The 19,795-nt window shown below is 56.5% G+C and carries 15 protein-coding genes; 4 read left to right on the top strand and 11 right to left on the bottom strand.

All coding sequences use genetic code 11. The features are described 5' to 3' along the window. The first annotated feature begins 179 nt into the window (after positions 1-179). Both F3J40_RS02710 and F3J40_RS02715 read left to right on the top strand, forming a co-directional pair. Positions 180-437: a hypothetical protein gene (locus tag F3J40_RS02710; RefSeq protein ID WP_167012482.1), complete on the top strand. Its 258-nt coding sequence runs from the start codon at positions 180-182 to the stop codon at positions 435-437. 116 nt (positions 438-553) lie between these two features. Continuing rightward, positions 554-949 carry a MysB family protein gene (locus F3J40_RS02715; protein WP_017348037.1) on the top strand — a complete coding sequence of 132 codons (396 nt, stop codon included), beginning with the start codon at positions 554-556 and terminating at the stop codon, positions 947-949. A gap of 3 nt (positions 950-952) precedes the next feature. On the opposite strand, the gene F3J40_RS02720 is transcribed toward F3J40_RS02715, so the two are convergent. The 9 genes from F3J40_RS02720 to F3J40_RS02755 all read right to left on the bottom strand — a co-directional run bounded on the left by F3J40_RS02720 (position 953) and on the right by F3J40_RS02755 (position 14,582). Next, complete coding sequence (locus F3J40_RS02720; protein ID WP_370659851.1) at positions 953-1,174, bottom strand: YceK/YidQ family lipoprotein; 222 nt, start codon at positions 1,172-1,174, stop codon at positions 953-955. Positions 1,175-1,290: 116 nt separating this feature from the next. Further along, positions 1,291-2,319: a Gfo/Idh/MocA family protein gene (locus F3J40_RS02725; protein ID WP_167012483.1), complete on the bottom strand. Its 1,029-nt coding sequence runs from the start codon at positions 2,317-2,319 to the stop codon at positions 1,291-1,293. Positions 2,320-2,830: 511 nt separating this feature from the next. Next, entirely contained in the window at positions 2,831-3,058 is a 228-nt protein-coding gene (locus tag F3J40_RS02730) for a hypothetical protein (RefSeq protein WP_167012484.1), read from the bottom strand. An 8-nt stretch (positions 3,059-3,066) separates the two neighbouring features. After that, positions 3,067-4,833: an RHS repeat domain-containing protein gene (locus F3J40_RS24800; protein ID WP_240155268.1), complete on the bottom strand. Its 1,767-nt coding sequence runs from the start codon at positions 4,831-4,833 to the stop codon at positions 3,067-3,069. Between the two features lie 158 nt (positions 4,834-4,991). Next, complete coding sequence (locus tag F3J40_RS24805; protein WP_240155269.1) at positions 4,992-7,772, bottom strand: DUF6531 domain-containing protein; 2,781 nt, start codon at positions 7,770-7,772, stop codon at positions 4,992-4,994. Between the two features lie 29 nt (positions 7,773-7,801). After that, positions 7,802-8,230 carry a DcrB-related protein gene (locus tag F3J40_RS02740; protein ID WP_167012485.1) on the bottom strand — a complete coding sequence of 143 codons (429 nt, stop codon included), beginning with the start codon at positions 8,228-8,230 and terminating at the stop codon, positions 7,802-7,804. Continuing rightward, positions 8,230-10,161, bottom strand: a complete 1,932-nt coding sequence (locus tag F3J40_RS02745) for a type VI secretion system Vgr family protein (protein WP_167012486.1) — start codon at positions 10,159-10,161, stop codon at positions 8,230-8,232. The genes F3J40_RS02740 and F3J40_RS02745 overlap by 1 nt, the downstream gene beginning before the upstream one ends. Positions 10,162-10,513: 352 nt before the next feature. After that, positions 10,514-13,054 carry a glucans biosynthesis glucosyltransferase MdoH gene (gene mdoH, locus F3J40_RS02750; RefSeq protein ID WP_167012487.1) on the bottom strand — a complete coding sequence of 847 codons (2,541 nt, stop codon included), beginning with the start codon at positions 13,052-13,054 and terminating at the stop codon, positions 10,514-10,516. Further along, positions 13,047-14,582 (bottom strand): glucan biosynthesis protein G, encoded by a 1,536-nt coding sequence (locus F3J40_RS02755; protein WP_167012924.1) that lies wholly within the window; start codon positions 14,580-14,582, stop codon positions 13,047-13,049. Before F3J40_RS02755 ends, mdoH begins: the two co-directional genes overlap by 8 nt. 267 nt (positions 14,583-14,849) lie before the next feature. Between F3J40_RS02755 and mdoC the strand changes: the two genes are divergently transcribed. Further along, a complete protein-coding gene (mdoC, locus tag F3J40_RS02760) occupies positions 14,850-15,995 on the top strand; it encodes a glucans biosynthesis protein MdoC (RefSeq protein ID WP_167012488.1) in 1,146 nt (381 codons plus the stop codon). 473 nt (positions 15,996-16,468) lie between these two features. On the opposite strand, the gene F3J40_RS02765 is transcribed toward mdoC, so the two are convergent. Continuing rightward, positions 16,469-17,923, bottom strand: a complete 1,455-nt coding sequence (locus F3J40_RS02765; protein ID WP_167012489.1) for a phospholipase D family protein — start codon at positions 17,921-17,923, stop codon at positions 16,469-16,471. Positions 17,924-18,032: 109 nt separating this feature from the next. Here F3J40_RS02765 and F3J40_RS02770 point away from each other — a divergent pair, with 109 nt between their 5' ends. Beyond that, on the top strand, positions 18,033-19,181 hold the full coding sequence (locus F3J40_RS02770) for a glycoside hydrolase family 1 protein (RefSeq protein WP_167012490.1): 1,149 nt from the start codon (positions 18,033-18,035) through the stop codon (positions 19,179-19,181). Here F3J40_RS02770 and F3J40_RS02775 read toward each other — a convergent pair. After that, positions 19,178-19,342, bottom strand: coding sequence for a hypothetical protein (locus tag F3J40_RS02775; RefSeq protein ID WP_017349809.1), 165 nt, complete (start codon positions 19,340-19,342; stop codon positions 19,178-19,180). The genes F3J40_RS02770 and F3J40_RS02775 overlap by 4 nt on opposite strands. Positions 19,343-19,795: the final 453 nt, after the last annotated feature.

Genomic DNA, 19,795 nt, shown 5'->3' on the forward strand with positions numbered 1-19,795 from the left:
ATTTACAGTCAATTACTGGCACTAAGTCCTTAACAATTACTTTTTGTAACTGATAATCAATCTTTCTATTCCTTTTCGTGATTTGTAAAAGGTTAGGCGCCTAACTATTTTCAACTTGGGAATTAAAACATTCCCGCCACATCAATTTTTCACATCACAAAATCAGCCAGGAATAATAAATGACTAAAGGCATCTATTTTTATGTTAATACCGCTGCCGATGATAACGGCTATCACTATTTACATCGTCAAGGATGTAAACATATGCCAGATAAAAAGGATGCGCTGTTTATTGGCACCCTTTATACGTTACATCAGGGACTCACTATCGCCAGGATGAGTTTTAAAAAGGTAAAGCCCTGTATTAAATGTTGTATTCGTCACTCTGCCACCAGGATGCCAGCCAACGTCCAACCGGTGCATCACTTTCCGCGTTAATCACCTGTAATCCCGCCTCAGACGGAGTAACTCCACTCCGTCTGAGTGAGTCAGCACGCCGCAAATTTTCAGCTATTCTTCTCTCATCCCTTTCGCAACCACAATGGAGAACCTCCATGGATTTATACAGCACGCTGGAAGAAGCCATAGACGCCGCACGCGAAGAGTTTCTGGCTGACAATCCAGAACTCAATGAAGACGATGCCGATATCAACCAGTTTTCCCTGCAAAAGTATGTGATGCAGGATGGCGATATCATGTGGCAGGCTGAGTTTTTTGCCGACGAGCGAGAAGAAGGTGAAGGCCTGGTCATCAGCGTTGGTGAAGCCGCACAGGCGATTTTCGACGGCGACTTTGATGAGATAGAGCTGCGCCAGGAGTGGCAGGAGCAAAATACCCTGCACGAGTGGGACGAGGGCGAATTTCAGCTGGAACCGCCAACGGACACGGAAGAGGGAGAAGCTGCTGCCGAAGAGTGGGATGACGACAACAGCGAATCCGAACGTTTTTAACCGTTATTCATAAGGCCCGTGATGGATATCGACTGGCAACAACAGGGTATCCATCACCGCTGATAACGGAAGATCGATAATTGTCAGTGCACGCCAAGGACCATCGCGAACATCCCAACGTACCCCAGGATAATATTGATTGCCGTGTCCCTGGCCGGGCACAGTACGGCTAATAATGCTGCCACACCCGCTGACCAGCGTCACAGCCGCAAGCAGTAACGTAATGTTTAATAGACGAATCACAACATATTCTCATAATGAACTGCGGCTATTTTAACCGCAGGCCATGCAACTGACCAGCCAGTGGTGCTTCCCGGAAGGTAAAGGTTGCGTTAAACCCTTTAGGGCTCAATCGCTATGCGGGTTCCCGATTGCGCGCTCACCCGGGCGGCATCTAAAATTTCCAGCACGTGCACCGCCTGTTGGGCTGTCACCGGTGGCTCGGTTCCATTGCGCAGCGCATGAGCAAAAGCCGCGTAGTAATCATGGTAATTGCCCTGCTGTGCCGGGATTTTTTCCTGCTGCCCCGGGCTGTAAAATGTGCCCCAGTGCTGCTCGGGTTCATAGCCCCAACCGGTGAGATCGTCCGCCGGGCGTTTGCCTGCAAATATCTGCCGCGCCTGAATATCACAGCTGCTGGCAACATAGCTGCCCTTCTCGCCGTAGGCGCGCAGTTCACGCTGATGCAGGCCATTCAGTTTGGTGGCCGACACATAGCTCGTCACCCCAGAGCAATGGGTTAACGTGAGCAGAAAACTGGCATTCGTCGGGCCAGCAGGATGATCGATCTCATCCAGTTGCGCCTGCACCGCCTGCACCGGTCCCAGCAGCCAGACCGCCTGATCCACCAGGTGACTACCCAAATCACGCAGCAAACCACCGGATTCACCGCCTTCCAGCGTGTTCGGATCGTTAAAGTCCATACGGTTATGCAAACGCCACAGTTTGCCTAAGCGCTGTTGTTCCAGCAGCAGACGTAACGTCTGGAGATCGGAATCAAAGCGGCGATTGTGATAAGCCCCTAGCAGCACGCCTTTGGCAGCCGCAGCCGCCTCTAGCTCACGCGCGCCTGCGGCATCGGGGGCGAAAGGCTTATCGGCAATCACGGCAACACCGGCTTCAATCGCTTCCAGCACCAGCTCATGCCGGGTGTGCGGCGGCGTGGTAATGGTGACGATATCCACCCCCGCAGCCAGCATCGCTGTCAGGCTGGGATAAATAGCCACATGCGGGAAATCTGCCCTGGCTTTTGCCACGGTCTCAGGCGCTCGGGCGACAATCCCTGCCAGCTCCAGCCCCTCTGTAGCGACAATAAAAGGGGCATGAAAATGTTGTCCACCTGTACCATATCCAACGATTCCGACTTTCATACTCACCTCACAACGTGCGTGATAGAAAATTATCAGCGCTAAATCATAGCGTTAGCGCTGGGCAGAAAGTGAGTATAAGCGCTGCCAGGTGTTTGCCGTCAACGTCTGAGCGGAAGTTATTTAACATTTTGTTTACCGATGGCGGGATTATGCCGCCAGGGTGCGTTTGCTTTGCCGGAGCGATTATCGACATTGATGAGTATTTTCTGGGGTAATTCCGCCTGGCTGGCCTATCGGATCCTGCATCGTGAAGCGACCGACCTGCGGTTCGTACTAGCGGAACAGGCTGTAGCAGTCAGTTCCTGAGTGGAATAGATCGGATCAGTGATCCATTCAAGTTGATGCGTATGCACATCTTTTTCTGCATAGTCACGCCTTCTACCAATATGATATTTCTCTTTAGCATTTTATCGACCCCGATAGTTAAGGGAAATTTATTCGGGGTGTTTAGTATACTAAATCGAGGTTAAATGATAAAAAACCGGGAAGGTTTAATCCTTACCCGATGTTTTTACAAAAGATTTGTATTTATAAACTCTATCAACTCCTCTTTAGTTAATTCAAACTCTGGCCCGGCATCCATCCCGCCAATGTAATCAACAGCATATTCTAACTTCCTGTCTTCAATTCTATGATCCAAGGAGAATGAAAATGAGTATCTTGCGACATCTCGCGGATTATATTCCTTTTCAAGAAGGAAGTTTATGTTCCGTAGAAACTCTTGAGTCATTTCATTCATAATGAACCTCATAAATTAAACGAGATTGCTCGCCCTGACGGAGTAGCTATGCCTGCATCAATATCTGCTTTTGTTGGTGGATAGTGTGGCAAATCTAATAACTCACCATTTTTCATTTTGGGATGCACTCTGTTGACCTGCCCTGAGTGATTATAGGTCTCTTCCCAAATTCTCACATCTCCGTTTGTGGGATTCCATTCTGTTACATGAGAACGTCCCCGTGTTGGTCCTGGCGTACGAGCTAGAGCTTCTTGATTGTAATATCGGATGCGACCGTCTGGTAAAACTCGGGTACTCACCGCGCTCTTTTGAGCTTTTTCCAACGCACTTAATTTTCTGTTTAACTTTACAGCAGGGCCACTGCACTTTAACCCCAACGGATCAATCCACCCCAGCGCATTAGGCGCATACTGATACGGGTTGATCCCGCCCGCAAGGCCGATCGGGTCTGGCTGGGTAAAGCGGCCGGTCAGCGGGCAGAAGTACCGATGAAGATTGTAGTGCAGTCCGGTCTCGCGATCCACATACTGGCCCTGGTAGCCCAGGTTCTGCTGCCGCCACGGCTCCCTGTCTCCGTACCCCATCAGCTGTTCGCGCGCCATGCCGCCCCAGCCGCGTGGGACGCACCACCAGGTGACGTCGCCACGGCTGTTGGTCAGCGTTTCCGGCCGCCCGTTCAGTCCGCAGTGATACCACTCCACCGTTTGTACTGCGCCTGCGTATTCGCAGATAATCCGCGCCAGTGGCTCGTGGCTCTCCTCGTGGTAGAGGTACTTCACTGCCTTGTCCGGCCACAGGCTATTGCGCTCTTCTGCCAGCCGCGTGCCCTGCCAGATGAACGTCACCGTCTCCGGCGGGATAGGCACACGTCCCGGCGGCGTGTGACGATGCAGCACCTTGTGGCTGCGGCGGCCCAGCGCATCGTAGGCATACTCGGCGTGGCTGAACACCTTATCCCCGCTGAACTGCACCTGGCACAGCTGGTGTTCGGCGTTGTAGAACAGCCGCTGGCGCACACCGCCCGGCAGGGTGCGCTGCCACACGCGGCCAAAGCCGTCGAAGCGCTGCGCCACGTTACCCAGCCGGGTCAGCAGATTGCGCCACACGCGCTGGTCGGCGCGCTCCGTCTGGTTGCCCGCCGGGTCGTAGCTGAAATGCTCGTCGTCCAGCGCGCGGCTGTACAGTAAATCGCCGTCGGCGCTGTAGCGATATCTGCGATGCTCCGCGCCGCCGGGGGTCTCGAGGATTTCTGCGCCGAGAAGGCCGCCAGGACGCCAGTCGCTGCTGCGCGTCAGCGGCGCGCTTTTACGTTGCGTGATGTGGCCATCGACGTCGTAGCGCGTACAAAGGGTCAGCTCGCCCATGCTACGCGAGATTTCGCGATGCAGACGGTCACGCTGATACCCGGCGGTTTCGACTTTGCAGCCCTGATGCTCGAGCTGACGCGTCAGCAGATGGCCGCCGCCGTAGCGCAAAAAGTGTTCGCTGTTGCCGTCCGGGTGATCCAGCCGCGTCAGGCTGCCGAGGACGTCACGCTCTGCCCGCCACACGCCGCGCGGGCCGGACTCTTCCAGCAGGTGCCCGGCGGCGTCGTGGCTGAAACGCAGCGTCTCCTCCCATTCTGGTTCGCCCTCACGTGAGAATCCCGCCTGGCTGACGCGTTGTACGGTGACCTCGCGCGGACCATAGCGGTAGCGGGTATGGCTGTCGGCGCTGTCGCGGGTGATGAGCCTGCCTTCGGCATCGTAGCCAAAGCGCAGAGTCACTGGCGTCATCGTCGGGGGCAAATCTTCCTGCCATCCAGCGTACTGCGGCGGAGGGGGTGGCAGGACAGGACGGATGTTCACCGGCTCGTGCGTCCAGGCCCACGGGTCCGGCGGCGGCTCCGCGCCCGCTGCGATGGCGATCTCTGAGGGCAAATCGGTGATGTCCGTTACTCGCCCGCAGGCGTCATAGCCCAGACGCTGACCGATGCCCGCGTAGTGGTCTGCCCGGTCAGGCGGCCCGCCGCGTCGCGCGCCAACTGCCAGCGTTCGCCGTTCGGGTTAATCACCGCGCTGAGTTCCCCGCTGCTGTCATAGTGCCAACGGGTAATACGCCCGGCGGGACTGGTACTGGCCGTGACCTGGCCGCGCGCGTTGCGCTCCAACGCGGTGACCAGCAAACAGGTCTCTTCCCCGCAGTAGCGTCCCGCGCTGTCGTAGCGGTAGCGGGTCTCGTTATGGGACGGGGGTTCGGTGCGCAACAACCTGCCAGCCGGGCTCCATTGCCAGGTGTAGATATTGCCCGCCTCGTCGCTGGCCTCGCTCAGCCAGCCGTGTGGATCATAGCGCCACCAGACTCGCTGGCCCGAGCAATCGGTACGCCCGGTGAGACGGCCGCGCAGGTCGTAGCGGAATTCCCGTCGATTGCCCAGCGCATCGGTCTCCGTTATGACTTCACCGTAGCGGTTGACGGTAAACGTGGTGGTGGCGTCCAGCGCATCCGTCATGCTGATAATATCGCCGGTGGCGTTGCGCTCGCAGCGCCATTGCCCGCCACTTTCATCCACTTCGCACAGCGGCAGCGCCCACAGCGGATGCCAGCGCGTGGTACGGGTGCGGCCCAACGGACTGGTGACGTCTTCCAGCCTGCCGCGCGTGTCGTAGCCGTAGCGCCAGCGTGTACCATCCGGGGTATGGGTGCTTAGCAGTTGCTCTTCGTGCGTCGCCCAGACGTAGCGCCACTCGTGCTGCCATGGGTCCAGATAACGCACGATGCGCCGCTGTGTGTCCCAGTAGTGGCGGGTTGTAGCACCGCCTGCTTGCGTGACGGTGGCGCAGCGGGCGTTTTCGTCCACGGTGATGAGCCAGCTTTCCAGCAGCCCCCGGCTGCCGGGCCGCGCGCCGGAGGCTGTGAGGACGCCGGGAAGAGCAGGATATTCTGATGCTGGCAGAGGCTGCGTATCCTCACCCTCTTCCGCCGCCGTGTCGTCATACACGCGGTAGCCGCAAACGCGCCAGCTCTCGCCCGGCTGCCAGTCGTAACTGACGCGCAGGCCACCCGCGTAGCCGTGCGTGGCAAGCAGCCCGTTGCCGTGCCAGCTGAAGGTGCGGGTGGCGATGCCGTCTGCGTCCGTGACGCACAGCAGCTGCCCCTGGCTATCGTAGTCATACGTCACCAGCGGGTGTTCGCTGCCGTCTTCCTGCATCACCTGATGCACCGAGACCAGCCGCCCATGCGCCGGGTGATAGCGCAGGTGCACTTTCATTGCCTCGTTGTCGCCGGAGATAAATTCCAGCTGTCCGGCGTCGTTACGGTCGAGATACTGCACGTTGCCGTGGCGGTCATGAATTTCCACCACCTGCCATTCACCCGGCCGCTGCGGGTCCGGGGCGTAGCGCTGGCTTTCCCCCAGCGCGTCCTGCAACAGCAGCACACCGTTGATGCTGCAAAACAGCGTCAGGTCGTCCGTCGGGTACTGCACCACGTCGCCGGGGGCAATGTCGCCCAACTGACACTCGCGTCCGGCTGGATCACGCCAGCGCAGATGCAGCGTACCGTCTGCGCGACGTTCTCCCCATAGCCGGGTCTCAAATGCCAGCAGCCAGCCGCGTCCCAGCATGCCTTCCGCCTCGTTGTGGCTGTGGTAGAAGCGCTGCCAGCGCAGCGGAATACGGTCATCGAGGGTGAAATCCAGTTCCTCTGCTCCGGCGAGGATTTTGGCCCCGGTGGCAAGATTTACCGGGTGTGCCGTCTGCATGGCACGAGCCGGCAGCTGCGCCCGTTTTGCAGCCGCCGCCGCCGTGCCTCCGGCCCCGAGCGGACAGGGCATATTTTTCAGCATGCGTGCCGTCCGTACCCGCCGATAGAGGTGCTGTACCAGCTCGGTTGCCCGCTGCAGCGCCTTGCCGCCGGATAGCGAGCCGATGAACCACGCCAGCGCATTTTTTCCGCTGCGGATGTCGCGCACCACTACCGGATTGCCGCCGATGCGTACGCGGTGATTTTCCAGCACCTTAATCGTGGCCTCGCAGGTGCTGCGGTCGCCGTGCCGGGCGGCGGGCTGGCCGTTGATAAAGACCTTGTCCGAGCCTTCTGCCAGCCACAGCGGGCCGGGCATGAGATGCAGTTTGCTGCACTCGATGCGATCCTCCCCGGCGGGCGTGGTATGCGGGGCCGCACTCGCCACCAGCGGCTGCACCATGTCGGTCAGGATGTTTTCCAGCAGCGCGGCGCCGTCGACGTCACTCAGCCCGTCGCGTACTGCCGCCACCAGCGCCTGCGGATGCATCACCACCGCGCTGATGGCCGCCGCCATTTTCAGCGCCTGCCCCAGGGCAGTGTCGTCTCCGTCGGCGGCAGGTTGGCTGAAATGGGCCGGATCAACTCGGCCCGCCGCGCGGGCTGCCGGTTTGCCGCCAATCATCACGTCGGGCGACCCGCTAACGATAATGCCGTCTGGCGTGGGCGTCACCCCGAGCAGGCTGACCAGGCTGTCGACTGCCTCCGCTGCGGCGTTACCCCAGCGCTCGGGGAAGCCGTCCACCGTGGCGCTGACCACCAGCGCTACGCCAATCGCCGTGCCGACGCCGCTGGCGGCCAACGCGGTGCCGCCAATAAAGACCGCCGCGTAAATCGCGCCTTCGGCCAGGCCGCTAACAAAATCCGCCAGCGCTGACGGGTGCTCCAGCACATCCCCGGTACGGGCTGCGAGCAGGTTGTTTTCGCTCATCACACACTCCCTTGCTCAATTCAATCGGCTCAAACGACCCGAGTATCCTGATGCGGCTGGAAGCTGGCACAGATCTCGCGCCAGCCCTGTAGCTGTTCCGGGGTGAAGGCTTCCGGGGCGCTAAATGCCAACGTCAGCAGATGGTCACCGACCCACGCCAGCAGCAGTTTCTGCACCACTTTTATCTGCTGTCGGCGGAAGCAGGCATCCACCTGCTGCGCCGCAAACTCGCCCAGTTGGGCCTCTTTGATCTGCTCTGCGGTAAACTGCGGCAGCTCCTGTGAAAAACGTTCAAGCTGTTGTGGCAGATAGCGCTCAACATCCTCCGCCATGGTTCCCCATTCGCGCGTGATGGTCAGCGTGGCATTCAGGCTGGTGAGCCGCAGCAGGGTGATGCTTTCATCACGGACAGCCACGGGAAGCGAAAGTGAACCTTCGGTAAGGTGATAGTGCGTCATCAGCTATGTTCCTTTTTTTGACTGAATGCCTGCTGTACCGCAGCCGCGATTTCATCGGGGGTCGCCGACATATGGAGGGTGAAGCTCGTTCCGGGGGTGTTGAGATTTAGCAAGTCACCGGTTTTAACGGCGGCTTCGCCCTTGACGTTAACCTCCAGCTTGTTGCACTGCAGGGTGATGGTGCCGTTGGGGTTGAGGGTGATCAGGCTGTCGCCACTCGCCAGCGACAGCAACCCGCCGGAAGCGACCACAACATGATTTTTAACCTGTAAGAAGTAATCACCGCCGATCAGATGATTTTCAGTGAGTTGCGTCTGTTGCAGGCGTTTGCCATCAACGCGGCTGTGCACGTTACCCGTTACATCAAAGGCATAGTTACCGCCCACTGCGTGCTGTTCATCGTTTCGCACGGTGGTGTCCATATTGCGCTGCGCGCGGATGTAGACCTGCTCTGCGCCCTTCTTGTCATCGAAGCGCAGAATGTTGGCATGGTCGGTCACGCCATCTTTGGTCTGGCTCATAAAGCCCATTTGCGTGGCTGCCGCCGGGAGTTGCCACGGCGGCATTTTCGCTTCGTTGTACACGCGCCCGGTGATGATCGGACGATCGGGATCGCCATTGATAAAGTCGATCACCACTTCATCCTGCACGCGCGGGATCTGAATGCCGCCAAAGCCCTGGCTGGCCCAGGCACTGGAGACGCGCACCCAGCAAGAGCAGGTATCGTCCTCTTTTCGGCTGCGATCCCAGTGGAATTTCACTTTGACGCGCCCGTATTTGTCGGTCCAGATCGACTGCCCTTTAGCGCCCATGACGCGCGCGGTTTGCGGGCCACAAGTGCGCGGCCAGGGCGTGTCTGCCTTCCGCCGGAACGGGGTACTCGCCGGTATCACCTCAATCTTCAGCTTATGCACGGGAGGCGTTCCGCCGCTGGCGTAGCTGTTTTCCTGCAAATTATATTTTGCACTCACCACCAGATACTGCCCGGCATCGGCAGGAAATGGCGGGTTAGTGAGGGCAAAGGTACAGCCTGGCACCAGCCCAAGCGCCGTGCCGCTGGCGTTGATGCGCTGATGCGCGGCCTGCCATGCCTGCTGGCGAATACGGGCGTAATGCTCGCCGTGCTGATGGTCGGTGTAGTGTCCTGGCCAGTCGTAGTAGTCGATGGCACCGGGATGGGGAGACGCGGGATTGTGCAAAATATGGTCGAGGTGGGCATATGGCTTACGAAAATCATAGTCATCGGTTGAGTAGCGCCCCGGCGTGACTTGCCCGGTAATGCTCCACTCCCCAATGCCCTGCATCAAAGTGGTTCCTCCGTTTTCCGTCGCGTGCCAGGGGACCGATTCATAGCCGTGCCACGGTTTATGTTGCGCGGCATCATCAATCATCACCAGCGTATGGCGGTCGGCCTGATGCTGGAAGAAAAAGGCGATACCTTCCAGCTCCATCAAACGCATGATGAAGTTGTAGCTCGATTCCTGATACTGAACGCAATACTCCCACAGGCGATAGTGGCCGGTGAGTCGGCTTTCCACTTCAACGCCATACTCTTTGAGGATTTTACGCACGATTTGCGGCACGTTAACCGCCTGGAAGATGCGCATATTGCGGTCATGCTTTAACGGCCAGAGATCCGATTCCAGCGTCAGGCTGTAACAGGTGTAGCGCTGTTCAGCGATCACCGTCGGTGCAACCGTGACTGTGGTGATTTTGCCGTTGAGATAACGCACGGGGTTGAGCATACGTGAGGTAGGAATATTGACCGTCAACGGCTGGCCAAGCAGCTCAGTGTGATCGATGCGTGGTGCCAGGCTTAATAGTTTTACGTTGAGCTGAAACGACTGCGATATTTCTTCACTGCCTTCTAGTTTCCAGAATAACAATTCCGCGCCAACATCCGGGAGCGAAACAGAAATACGTTCGAACATACTTAATCCTTTAAGATTATTATGTAGGGGGCTGTGTACTGAAGTTTGCGGCGCAGATAGTGGCAAAATAAAAAAACGTTCGCCACTGTTATTTTTGCCCCTCGGCGAGCTAGCGGAACCGCTCATTACGCCAGGGCAGAGCCAGCAAGGCGTAGCGCCTGAAAATAAGATTAAACGGGGAATATCAGCATGGTCTTGAATATATTATTAGGGGAACCACTAATTATTTAGCACCTGAAAATCGATTAATAATGAATAGTTCACCTGGTAAGAATATTTTTATTGTGAATTCACGCATAAAAAAAGCCCGGACAGAAATGTCCGGGCTTTTTTAATTACGACAACCTGTCATTCAACTGCGCGGAGGCAGCGCCTGAGGATTGATTGTCAGTTTCTGATAGCTTTCCAGCCACTGATGATACTTCGCCCCGTTCTCCCACAAGCGGGTGTGTACACGCGCCAGTACCACGGGATCGCTGATCAGTTGTAAACGCTGCTCGCGGCTCAGTTTTTCAGGCGCATCGCTCAACGCCTGATCAACACGGCGGTCACGGGCGTGTTCCAGCAACTCACTTTTCAGGTGACGAGAGGTTGCCAGAGCCGTTGCCAGTGCGTTAAACGCCGGGTGGAACAGCGCATGCATAAAGCCATTTTTCAGCGCACGGTCACGGTTGAGGTGCAGATAGCGATCGGTATCCAGCAACTCGCGCGGGGGATCGTACTCTTCCGGGATCAGGAACAGGCGCGCTGCCTTGCTTTTGAGGCCCAGGGTCGCGCGGCTCGACATCACCGACACCAGCGGCGACAGGATCAGGGAGAAGACGATCGGTGCCAACCACCAGAGGAAGTTGAGGTCCAGCACACCCATGCCCGTTGCCCAGACCACGCCCAGCAGCAGCTGCGAACCATGACGACGGAAAGCTTCTGCCCACGGCGTGGCATCATCGTCACGCTGCGGTGAGTTCCACACCACTTCCCAGCCGAGGAACGCACTGACCACGAACACCGTGTGGAACAGCATGCGCACAGGTGCCAGCAGTACCGAGAACAGCATTTCGAGGATCAGCGAGAACAGCAGACGAATCGGTCCACCGTAGGCTTTCGCGCCTTTGCACCAGATCAACACCACGCTGAGCAGCTTCGGCAGGAACAGCAGCACCAAAGTGGTAGAGAACAGCGCAATCGCCAGGTCCGGTCGCCACTGCGGCCACACCGGGAAGAGCTGGCGGGGTTGCAGGAAGTAGGTCGGTTCCATCAGCGTATGCACCACCTGCAAGGCAGTGGAGAGCGCAAGGAACATGAACCACAACGGCGCAGAGAGGTATGACATCACACCGGTCAGAAACACCGCACGGTGTACCGGGTGCATCCCTTTTACCAGGAACAGGCGGAAGTTCATCAGGTTACCGTGGCACCAGCGACGGTCACGCTTCAGCTCATCCAGCAGGTTTGGCGGGAGTTCCTCGTACGAACCTGGCAGGTCATACGCAATCCACACGCCCCAGCCGGCACGGCGCATCAGCGCAGCTTCGACGAAGTCATGGGACAGGATCGACCCGGCAAATGAACCTTCGCCTGGCAGTGGTGCCAACGCACAGTGTTCAATAAACGGCTGCACGCGGATGATGGCGTTATGCCCCCAATAGTGGGACTCACCCAACTGCCAGAAGTGCAGACCGGCGGTGAACAGCGGACCATACACGCGGGTGGCAAACTGCTGGCAGCGTGCATACAGCGTGTCCATGCCCGAGGCTTTTGGCGAAGACTGGATGATCCCGGCTTTCGGGTTCGCTTCCATCATGCGCACCAGCCCGGTGAGGCAGTCACCGCTCATGACGCTGTCGGCATCCAACACCACCATGTAGCTGTAGTTGCTGCCCCAGCGACGGCAGAAGTCATCGATGTTACCGCTTTTGCGTTTCACACGACGACGACGGCGACGATAGAAGATTTTGCCTTCCCCGCCAACATCACGGACCAGCTCCATCCACGCTTTCTGTTCAGCAATGGCGATGTCCGCATCGTAGCTGTCACTGAGCACGTAAACGTCGAAATGTTCGGCGTTACCGGTACGTTTGACCGATTCCCAGGTAGCACGCAGGCCCGCGAAGACGCGTTCTACGTCCTCATTACAGATGGGCATAATCAGCGCGGTGCGATGTTCCGGGTTAAGCGGTTCATCTCCCGTGGTTGAATACGAGATACTGTATTTATCGCGGCCAATCAGCAGTTGCAGGAAGCCCATCAAGGCGGTCCAGAAGCCCGCCGAGACCCAGCAGAAGAGGATCGCGAACAGGAACAGAATCCCGGTCTGCAAGATGTAAGGCAGAATCAGCTCCACCGACTGTAACCAGTTCTGATTGAACAGCGACAGAGGATCAAGCAGCGTCCAGCCCTGATAAGGCAGAATGGTTTTCATGTACCAGGTGGCGACCACGGTCTGCAACACGGTCAGGATCAGCAAAATGTAGCGACGCAGAGTCCCCACGTGACGCCACTTCTCTTCCGATCGGGCACGTCCGCGCGAGGTGCTTTTTTCGCCGCGTACCGATTTCCAGGCGCGCACAATCGGGTTGGTGCGCCAGGCTTCCGGGAACATCAGCGAGCGTTTGACCTTCGGCATCGCTTTTAAGGTGGTGCGCTCGAGGTAGTCCTTGCCGAACTGTTCGCCGTTGGCGACGGAATCCGGCCAGGCCATTTGCACGCGCGCAGAGACCGATTTCAGTGGTGCGTCATCGGGTCTGTCGCTGGCCGCCTCATCATGGCCCAGCGTTTCATGGACGAAATGAAACGCCGTGGCATTGTGGAGCGAGGCGCTGAGATGCGCCCTACCCTCCGCGTCGAGCGGGAGGGCCTCCACATAATTGTCGGGAACAAATGTCGTATTATTCATTGGCAGGTAACTGATAGCTCCAGGTTTCCGTCAATGTTTTGTCACCACTGACCAGTGCGGCACGCATCTCGGTTGGCTGCTTGTTATCTTTGACACGCAGACGCAACACAAGACGCCAGCCTTTCGTAACCGGGTTATAACGCACGCTCTGTTCTACCACATCGGCGTTACTGCCCACGCTAACCTGCGGTGCTACCTGCGTATCTGCTGCCAGTTGGCTCATGGCTTTACCCACGAAGTCCACGGTAAAGGCAACAGTGCCGTCAGGCTGACGCACCAGGTTTGATTGTTTGACGTCGCCCGCAGAGCGCAGCGTATCTTTTACCCATGCAGTGTCCGGCGAGTGCAGTTCGTTCTCGTCACGGGTAAAGTGCAGGCGATAGCTGAAGTCCAGCGGTTTACCGGTATCCGGCAGTTTTTCCGGCGTCCAGAACGCGACGATGTTGTCGTTGGTTTCATCGGCGGTTGGGATTTCAACCAGCTCAATACGCCCTTTGCCCCAGTCGCCCTGGGGTTCAACCCAGCCGCTTGGACGCAGATCGTAACGATCGTCCAGATCCTGATAGTGGCTGAAGTCACGGCCACGTTGCAGCAGACCAAAGCCTTTCGGGCTGTCGATGGTGAAGGTGCTGACCGCAAGGTGTTTCGGGTTGTTCAACGGACGCCAGATCCACTCACCGTTACCGGCGTGAATCGAGAGGCCATTGGAGTCGTGCAGCTCATCACGGAAGTTAGTGATGTTAGAAGGCTGGTTGGCCCCGAACAGGAACATACTGGTCAACGGTGCGATGCCCAGTTTGCCGACCTGATCGCGCAGATAGACTTTCGACTGGACGTCAACCGTCGAGTCTTTGCCCGGATGGATCACAAAGCGATAAGCACCGGTGGCGCGCGGGGAGTCCAGCAGGGCATAAATGACCAGCTGTTTGTCTTGTGGTTTTGGACGTTCGATCCAGAACTCTTTAAAGCGTGGGAACTCTTCACCGGAAGGCAGCGCGGTATCAATCGCTAAGCCTCGCGCGGAGAGACCATAAACCTGGCCTGCACCAATCACGCGGAAATAACTGGCGCCGAGGAAGCTGGTGATCTCGTCGCTTTTGTTTTTCTCGTTAAGTGGGTAAAGCACTTTAAAACCGGCAAAGCCCAGATTTTTTGTCTGGTCTTTATCGACTTTGACGTTGCCAAAGTTAAAGTAATCAGGATTGTATTTAATTTCATGAACCGCGTTAGCCGCGACTTCATTGATTTTTACCGGATACTCGAAATACATTCCCTGATGATAAAATTCCAGTTTAAACGGCGTGCGCAGTTTGCCCCAGTAGGCTTTATCATGGTTGAACTGAATCTGCTGGTAGTCAGCAAATTTCATTTCACGCAGCTGAGAAGGTAAGTTGCTTTTTGGTGCTTCAAAGCCTTTCCCTGCCAGGTTTTTCGCCTGTTTCGCCACATCATCAAGGTTGAATGCCCAACTGTTGTTCGCATACAACGCAAGCAAAACGGCTGCGCCGATCCAGCGCATTTTAGACATTTTGCTTGTATTTTTTTCGTTAATCAGCACATCTCCCCCTTTCGTGTGCTTTACCCAAACCCACATATCTTAAAGGAATATCCGGATTTCCGACAGCATGTGGATCAGATTGTTCCCGGATTTTAACATTCCGGGCGCATGTTTCGGATTTTTAACCGACACAGAATCCACTGATAGTATACGCTGTTTACCGCAGGTAGAATTTATCTCTGACAGAATAGGTGTTTCAGGGTGAAACACTGGTGATACAGCTGTAAGTGGAACGATATGACTCAAAACAAAGCACAACGTGAATATTTTCTCGACTCCATTCGAGCTTGTCTGATGTTACTTGGGGTTCCTTTCCATGTTTCCCTGATCTACTCGATGCAGTCATGGGCAGTGAACAGCGCTGAGCCTTCGGTGTGGCTGACGGTGTTTAACGATTTTATTCACGCCTTTCGTATGCAGGTGTTTTTTGTTATTTCCGGTTATTTTTCCTATATGTTGTATCTGCGCTATTCGCCAGGTCGCTGGTTGAAGGTGCGTCTGGAGCGTGTAGGGATTCCGCTGCTGTCGGCCATTCCGCTGTTTACGTTGCCGCAATTTTTTATGCTGAAGACCTGGACGGCGAAGATGGCCAACTGGGACAGCCTGAGCCTGTACGATAAGTACAACAATGTGGTGTGGGCGTTGATTTCCCATCTGTGGTTTTTACTGGTGCTGGTGGTGTTAACTACATCCGGCATGGTGATGTTCCGCTGGTTGCGTAATCAGCGTCATAGTCACGATTACGATCAGGTTGGCTGGGGCAAGATTACGCTGGCGTTTATGGTGTGGGCCCTGTTGCTGGATCTGTTACGTCGGGTGATTTTCCTGACCCAGCCGCAGCTGTTGCCTGATGGTCTGTTTAACAATGTGGTGATGGTGCCGCTGTTTTATTTGCCTTTCTTTATGTTGGGCGCACTGGCGTGGAAGCATCAGGCGTTGAAGCAGTTGTTTATCCGTTTTAATCCGTGGATGTGTTACGGCACGATTGCGGTGTTTATTGCTTATTCCCTTAATCAGCGTTTTAGCAGCGGTGCCGGTTGGTTATATGAGATCGATAATGTTATTTCGACGCTGATGGGCCTGTGTATGCTGAATGTGTGTTTCTGTTTCGGTTATAAAGCGCTCAATTCTCATTCACCGCGCATTATGTATCTGGTGAATGCTTCACTGTTTATTTATTTGGTGCACCATCCACTGACGCTGCTGTATGGCATTTTTGTCACCCCGCATATCAGCAATAATACCCTGGGCTTTTTACTCGGCCTGACGACCGTGTTTGCCGGCGCATTTATTTTGTATGAGATCCACCTGCGTATTCCGTTATTACGCTTCCTGTTTTCCGGCAAACCGCAGCAGCGTAAAGTGGCAACGGTGCGGGGATAGTTCGGGTTCTGGTCTGTTCAAGGTCAAGGTCTGGACAATCGCCTGTGAAATCGAGATACCTCGGCCTGTCAGGGCAATCGGGCTGCGACGTGGCTCGCTCCGATTACCCTGCCCTCCGAAATCCGTAGCGTTAATTTGTCTGTAAAGCAGGTCAAGGTCAAAACCATCGCCCGTGAAACCGAGATACCTCGGCCTGTCAGGGTAATCGGGCTGCGACGTGGCTCGCTCCGATCACCCTGCCCTCCGAAATCCATACGGTTGTTTTGCCTGAAAAACACTTCCTGAAATCCAGTGCCCAAAGCGACAAACCGCACGGGCTTCTGACAGCCGCACTGCCGCTGTTGGGAAGATGATGGGGGGTATGACAGCAAATGCCTCTGGCACATGGATGTGCCAGCGGATCGTAGGGATACAGTTTCCTTTGCAGTCATACCCCCATTGTCTGACCTGCCACCTGAGCCCACAGCGACCGCCTACAGCAACCACTCGACGGGCAGTCGCCACACTAAGCGCACTTGCAAACGCTGCCACCAGGTGCAGCCGGGTTCGTGGGTATGCACCACTTCATGCTCTTCGCCGGGATACTCAACCCAGTTCACCCGCCGCCACTTGTCTAACCGCAACGTCCAGGCGCGCTCGCGCATCGACTGGCTAAAGCGCTCATGGGTCTGCCCGGCAAGGGCCTCGCACTCAATCACAATCCCCATTTCGGTATTCAACATCGCCGAGCGGGGATCAAAATTAAACGAGCCGATAAACAGGGTGTGATTATCCACCGTAAACGTCTTGGCATGCAGGCTGGAGCCGGAATTCCCGGTCAGGCCGCGATCGTGCGGCACTTCGCCAGGAGCGTCCTGCGGCTTCATCTCATACAACGTCACCCCGTGGCGCAGCAGTTTCTTGCGCCACTTGGCATAACCTGCATGCACAATCGAAACATCATTCGCGGCCAGGGAGTTGGTCATAATGGCAATTTTAACGCCGCGCCGGCGTAGAGCCAGCAACTGTGCCACACCCGCGCGCGTCGGCACAAAGTAGGCGGAAATAATATCGAACTGACGCTGTGGCAACCCAATCACCTCCAACATCCGTTGAGGTAACAGCGATCCCCGGCGGGCTTTGCCCAGTCCCTTGCGCGGATCATCACTCAGCAAACGCGCTTTGGCCCACGTCATGGCTAAGGTTCCCAGCGCAATGTGATGCATAAACTCTGAAGCCGCCAACCGCTGCTGGTAAAGCTGCACCGCCTCGCACTCTCGCCACTCCAGCGGCAGCACAATCGGCGCGTGACAGTCAACGTGAGGCGCGACCACCGCCCGAAGCGGGTGAACCGGCGAACTGTTCCAGTAGCGATCAAAATCAGTGGCAACCTCATCCACCACCGGCCCAATCGCCAGCACGTCCAGATCCGCAAACAGCGGCGCGTCACCGGCACCAAAATACTCATCGCCAATATTGCGTCCGCCCACCAACGTCGCCACGCCATCCACCGTCAGGCTTTTATTGTGCATGCGACGATTCAAACGGGCAAAATCGGTCAAATAGCCCAGAGCCCGCAGGGTTCGGAACGAAAATGGATTAAACAAGCGCACGCTGATATTTGGATGGGCATCCAGCTGCGCCAGCGTATCATCCAAGCCTGGCGTATTATTATCATCCAACAACAGACGCACCGTAACACCGCGCTCAGCGGCGGCGAGCAGCGCATTAAACAGCATCCGCCCTGACATATCGTTGTGCCAGATATAGTACTGCACATCAATGGTGTACTCGGCGCGCTCCAGCAGCAGATAGCGCGCGGCAAACGCATCTAACCCCTCCGCCAGCGGATGAATGCCGCTTTGCCCCGGATGCTGCGCACAGCGCGGTTGTAATTTATCCGCCAGCCAACTGCGGCTGGCAGTTTGATAATCCACAGCTTCGGTCATGGTATTTCCCTGTCAACATTGCCCACTGCAAACCCCTGGATCAGGCTATTTCTAGTCTAGACTTATGCGGACACTCTGTATCCGCGCTTCAACGGAGGGCAGGAAAAAAATGCAGGATATCCCACAACGCCATCAGCCCCGACTGTTCCGCAGTTTTTTTCAGGGTAGCTTTCCCTGCTCCACCGCCTGCCGTAGCGAAGGTAAGCGGCTGGACATGGTGATCAGCAGCGGACACGATATGCTACTCGACCATGATTATGCTGCGCTAAAAGCGCTGCGTCTGCTCAGCGCACGCGACGGGGCGCGCTGGCACCTGATTGAACAGGTTCCCAATCAGTATGACTGGAGCAGCTTTTTACCCATGGTACAGGCGGCGCAGCGCCATGGATTACAGATTATCTGGGAACTGGCGCATTTCGGCTATCCCGATCATCTGAATATCTGGAAAAGCAGTTTTGTCGATCACTTTAGTCGCTTTGCCGGGGCGATGGCGCAACTGATGTATGACGAAGGGATCCGTTTGCCCTTCTTCACTCCGGTGAATCAGATCTCCTTCTGGTCATGGGCCGGGGCGGATGTCGCCTGGCTCAATCCCCACAGCGCTGCACGCGGGCGCGAACTAAAACGTCAGTTGGTAAGAGCCTCGCTTGCCGCGATACATGCCATTCGCGAAGTCTACCCCGAAGCCCGCTTTGTGCTGACCGATCCGCTGGTACAAATTGCCGCCGAACCGGACAATCCCGACAGTAAGCCCCATGCAGATGCGCAGCATCAGGCGCAGTTCGAAGCCTGGGATATGCTGGCAGGAATCCAGGCCCCCGAGCTGGGCGGATCGCTGGACTGTCTGGATATTCTGGGGCTCAACTATTATCCCGATAACCACTGGTTTTTCGCTGGCGCGCCGATGCCGGTTGATCACCCCTCGCGCCTGCCACTGCACCAGCTTCTCGCCCAGTACTGGCAGCGCTATCAGCGCCCGCTGCTGTTGGCTGAAACCGGAGCCGAAGGTGATGCGCGCGCGCCGTGGCTGCGTCAGGTGAGTGAAGAGGTCACGCTGGCGTTAAATCAGGGCATTGCGGTAGAAGGAATTTCGGTTTATCCGGTGGTGGAATACCCGATGTGGGCAGATGACCGGCGTTCGCCGGGGGCGCTATTGGGGCTGGGCGATCCTAACGGCAACCGCACGCTGCATGAAGCGCTGGCGCTGGAGTTGCGCAGTCAGCAGATCAAATTACAGAGCCGCTATCAGGAAGTTTAACGGTGGGGTTTTGCCGCGTAGCAGTTTTGCACATCAAGGGAAGATTCAGACGGGCGGCGCACATCAGCCAGCCAGGTCATGGCAGACAGAAACACCACGCCGATCAGGCAAGCGGTCAGTAAACCGATAATAGCAATAAGTTTGTCGTCTCTGGCTTCCATAGCAATCTCCCTGACGAAGGTGTGCCTGCCGATCTGTTCAGCTCATCCACAGCGTGATCAATAACACGAAGATTATAAGCGTCACCGAGGTGACTGCAAGCACCATGATGGCAAAGTGAGCATCATCCATGCTGTGGTGTGGCGGTTCCTGCGGTTCAGAGGGTGGTGACATAGTGTGGTTTGAGCAGGAAGGCCAGCAAAAGATGGGGTAGTTTAAGGGATACGGGGGTTTTTGCCAGCAAATTCTGTAGTGGGTTGGGTGCAAGGTCTGGGAGGTTTCGCGGTGGATTTGGGGTTAGTGCTCAGGTCTGGGAGGTGTCGCGGGGGATTGGTGTTAGTGCTCAGATCTCAGGGGTGTCGCTGTGGATTTGGGGTTAGTGCTCAGGTCTGGGAGGTGTCGCGGGGGATTGTGCACCCAGGTCAACCAAGGGGGGTATGACTGCTCGGGAAGAT

The sequence above is a fragment of the Candidatus Pantoea multigeneris genome (assembly GCF_011752615.1).
GTDB classification, from domain to species: domain Bacteria; phylum Pseudomonadota; class Gammaproteobacteria; order Enterobacterales; family Enterobacteriaceae; genus Pantoea; species Pantoea multigeneris.

Bases quoted from the DNA above. Each gene is read 5' to 3' on its own strand.
- F3J40_RS02710 (WP_167012482.1), top strand. From the start codon at position 180: ATGACTAAAGGCATCTATTTTTATGTTAATACCGCTGCCGATGATAAC.
- F3J40_RS02715 (WP_017348037.1), top strand. From the start codon at position 554: ATGGATTTATACAGCACGCTGGAAGAAGCCATAGACGCCGCACGCGAA.
- F3J40_RS02725 (WP_167012483.1), bottom strand. From the start codon at position 2,319: ATGAAAGTCGGAATCGTTGGATATGGTACAGGTGGACAACATTTTCAT.
- F3J40_RS02730 (WP_167012484.1), bottom strand. From the start codon at position 3,058: ATGAATGAAATGACTCAAGAGTTTCTACGGAACATAAACTTCCTTCTT.
- F3J40_RS24800 (WP_240155268.1), bottom strand. From the start codon at position 4,833: ATGACGCCAGTGACTCTGCGCTTTGGCTACGATGCCGAAGGCAGGCTC.
- F3J40_RS24805 (WP_240155269.1), bottom strand. From the start codon at position 7,772: ATGAGCGAAAACAACCTGCTCGCAGCCCGTACCGGGGATGTGCTGGAG.
- F3J40_RS02740 (WP_167012485.1), bottom strand. From the start codon at position 8,230: ATGACGCACTATCACCTTACCGAAGGTTCACTTTCGCTTCCCGTGGCT.
- F3J40_RS02745 (WP_167012486.1), bottom strand. From the start codon at position 10,161: ATGTTCGAACGTATTTCTGTTTCGCTCCCGGATGTTGGCGCGGAATTG.
- mdoH (WP_167012487.1), bottom strand. From the start codon at position 13,054: ATGAATAATACGACATTTGTTCCCGACAATTATGTGGAGGCCCTCCCG.
- F3J40_RS02755 (WP_167012924.1), bottom strand. From the start codon at position 14,582: ATGTCTAAAATGCGCTGGATCGGCGCAGCCGTTTTGCTTGCGTTGTAT.
- mdoC (WP_167012488.1), top strand. From the start codon at position 14,850: ATGACTCAAAACAAAGCACAACGTGAATATTTTCTCGACTCCATTCGA.
- F3J40_RS02765 (WP_167012489.1), bottom strand. From the start codon at position 17,923: ATGACCGAAGCTGTGGATTATCAAACTGCCAGCCGCAGTTGGCTGGCG.
- F3J40_RS02770 (WP_167012490.1), top strand. From the start codon at position 18,033: ATGCAGGATATCCCACAACGCCATCAGCCCCGACTGTTCCGCAGTTTT.
- F3J40_RS02775 (WP_017349809.1), bottom strand. From the start codon at position 19,342: ATGGAAGCCAGAGACGACAAACTTATTGCTATTATCGGTTTACTGACC.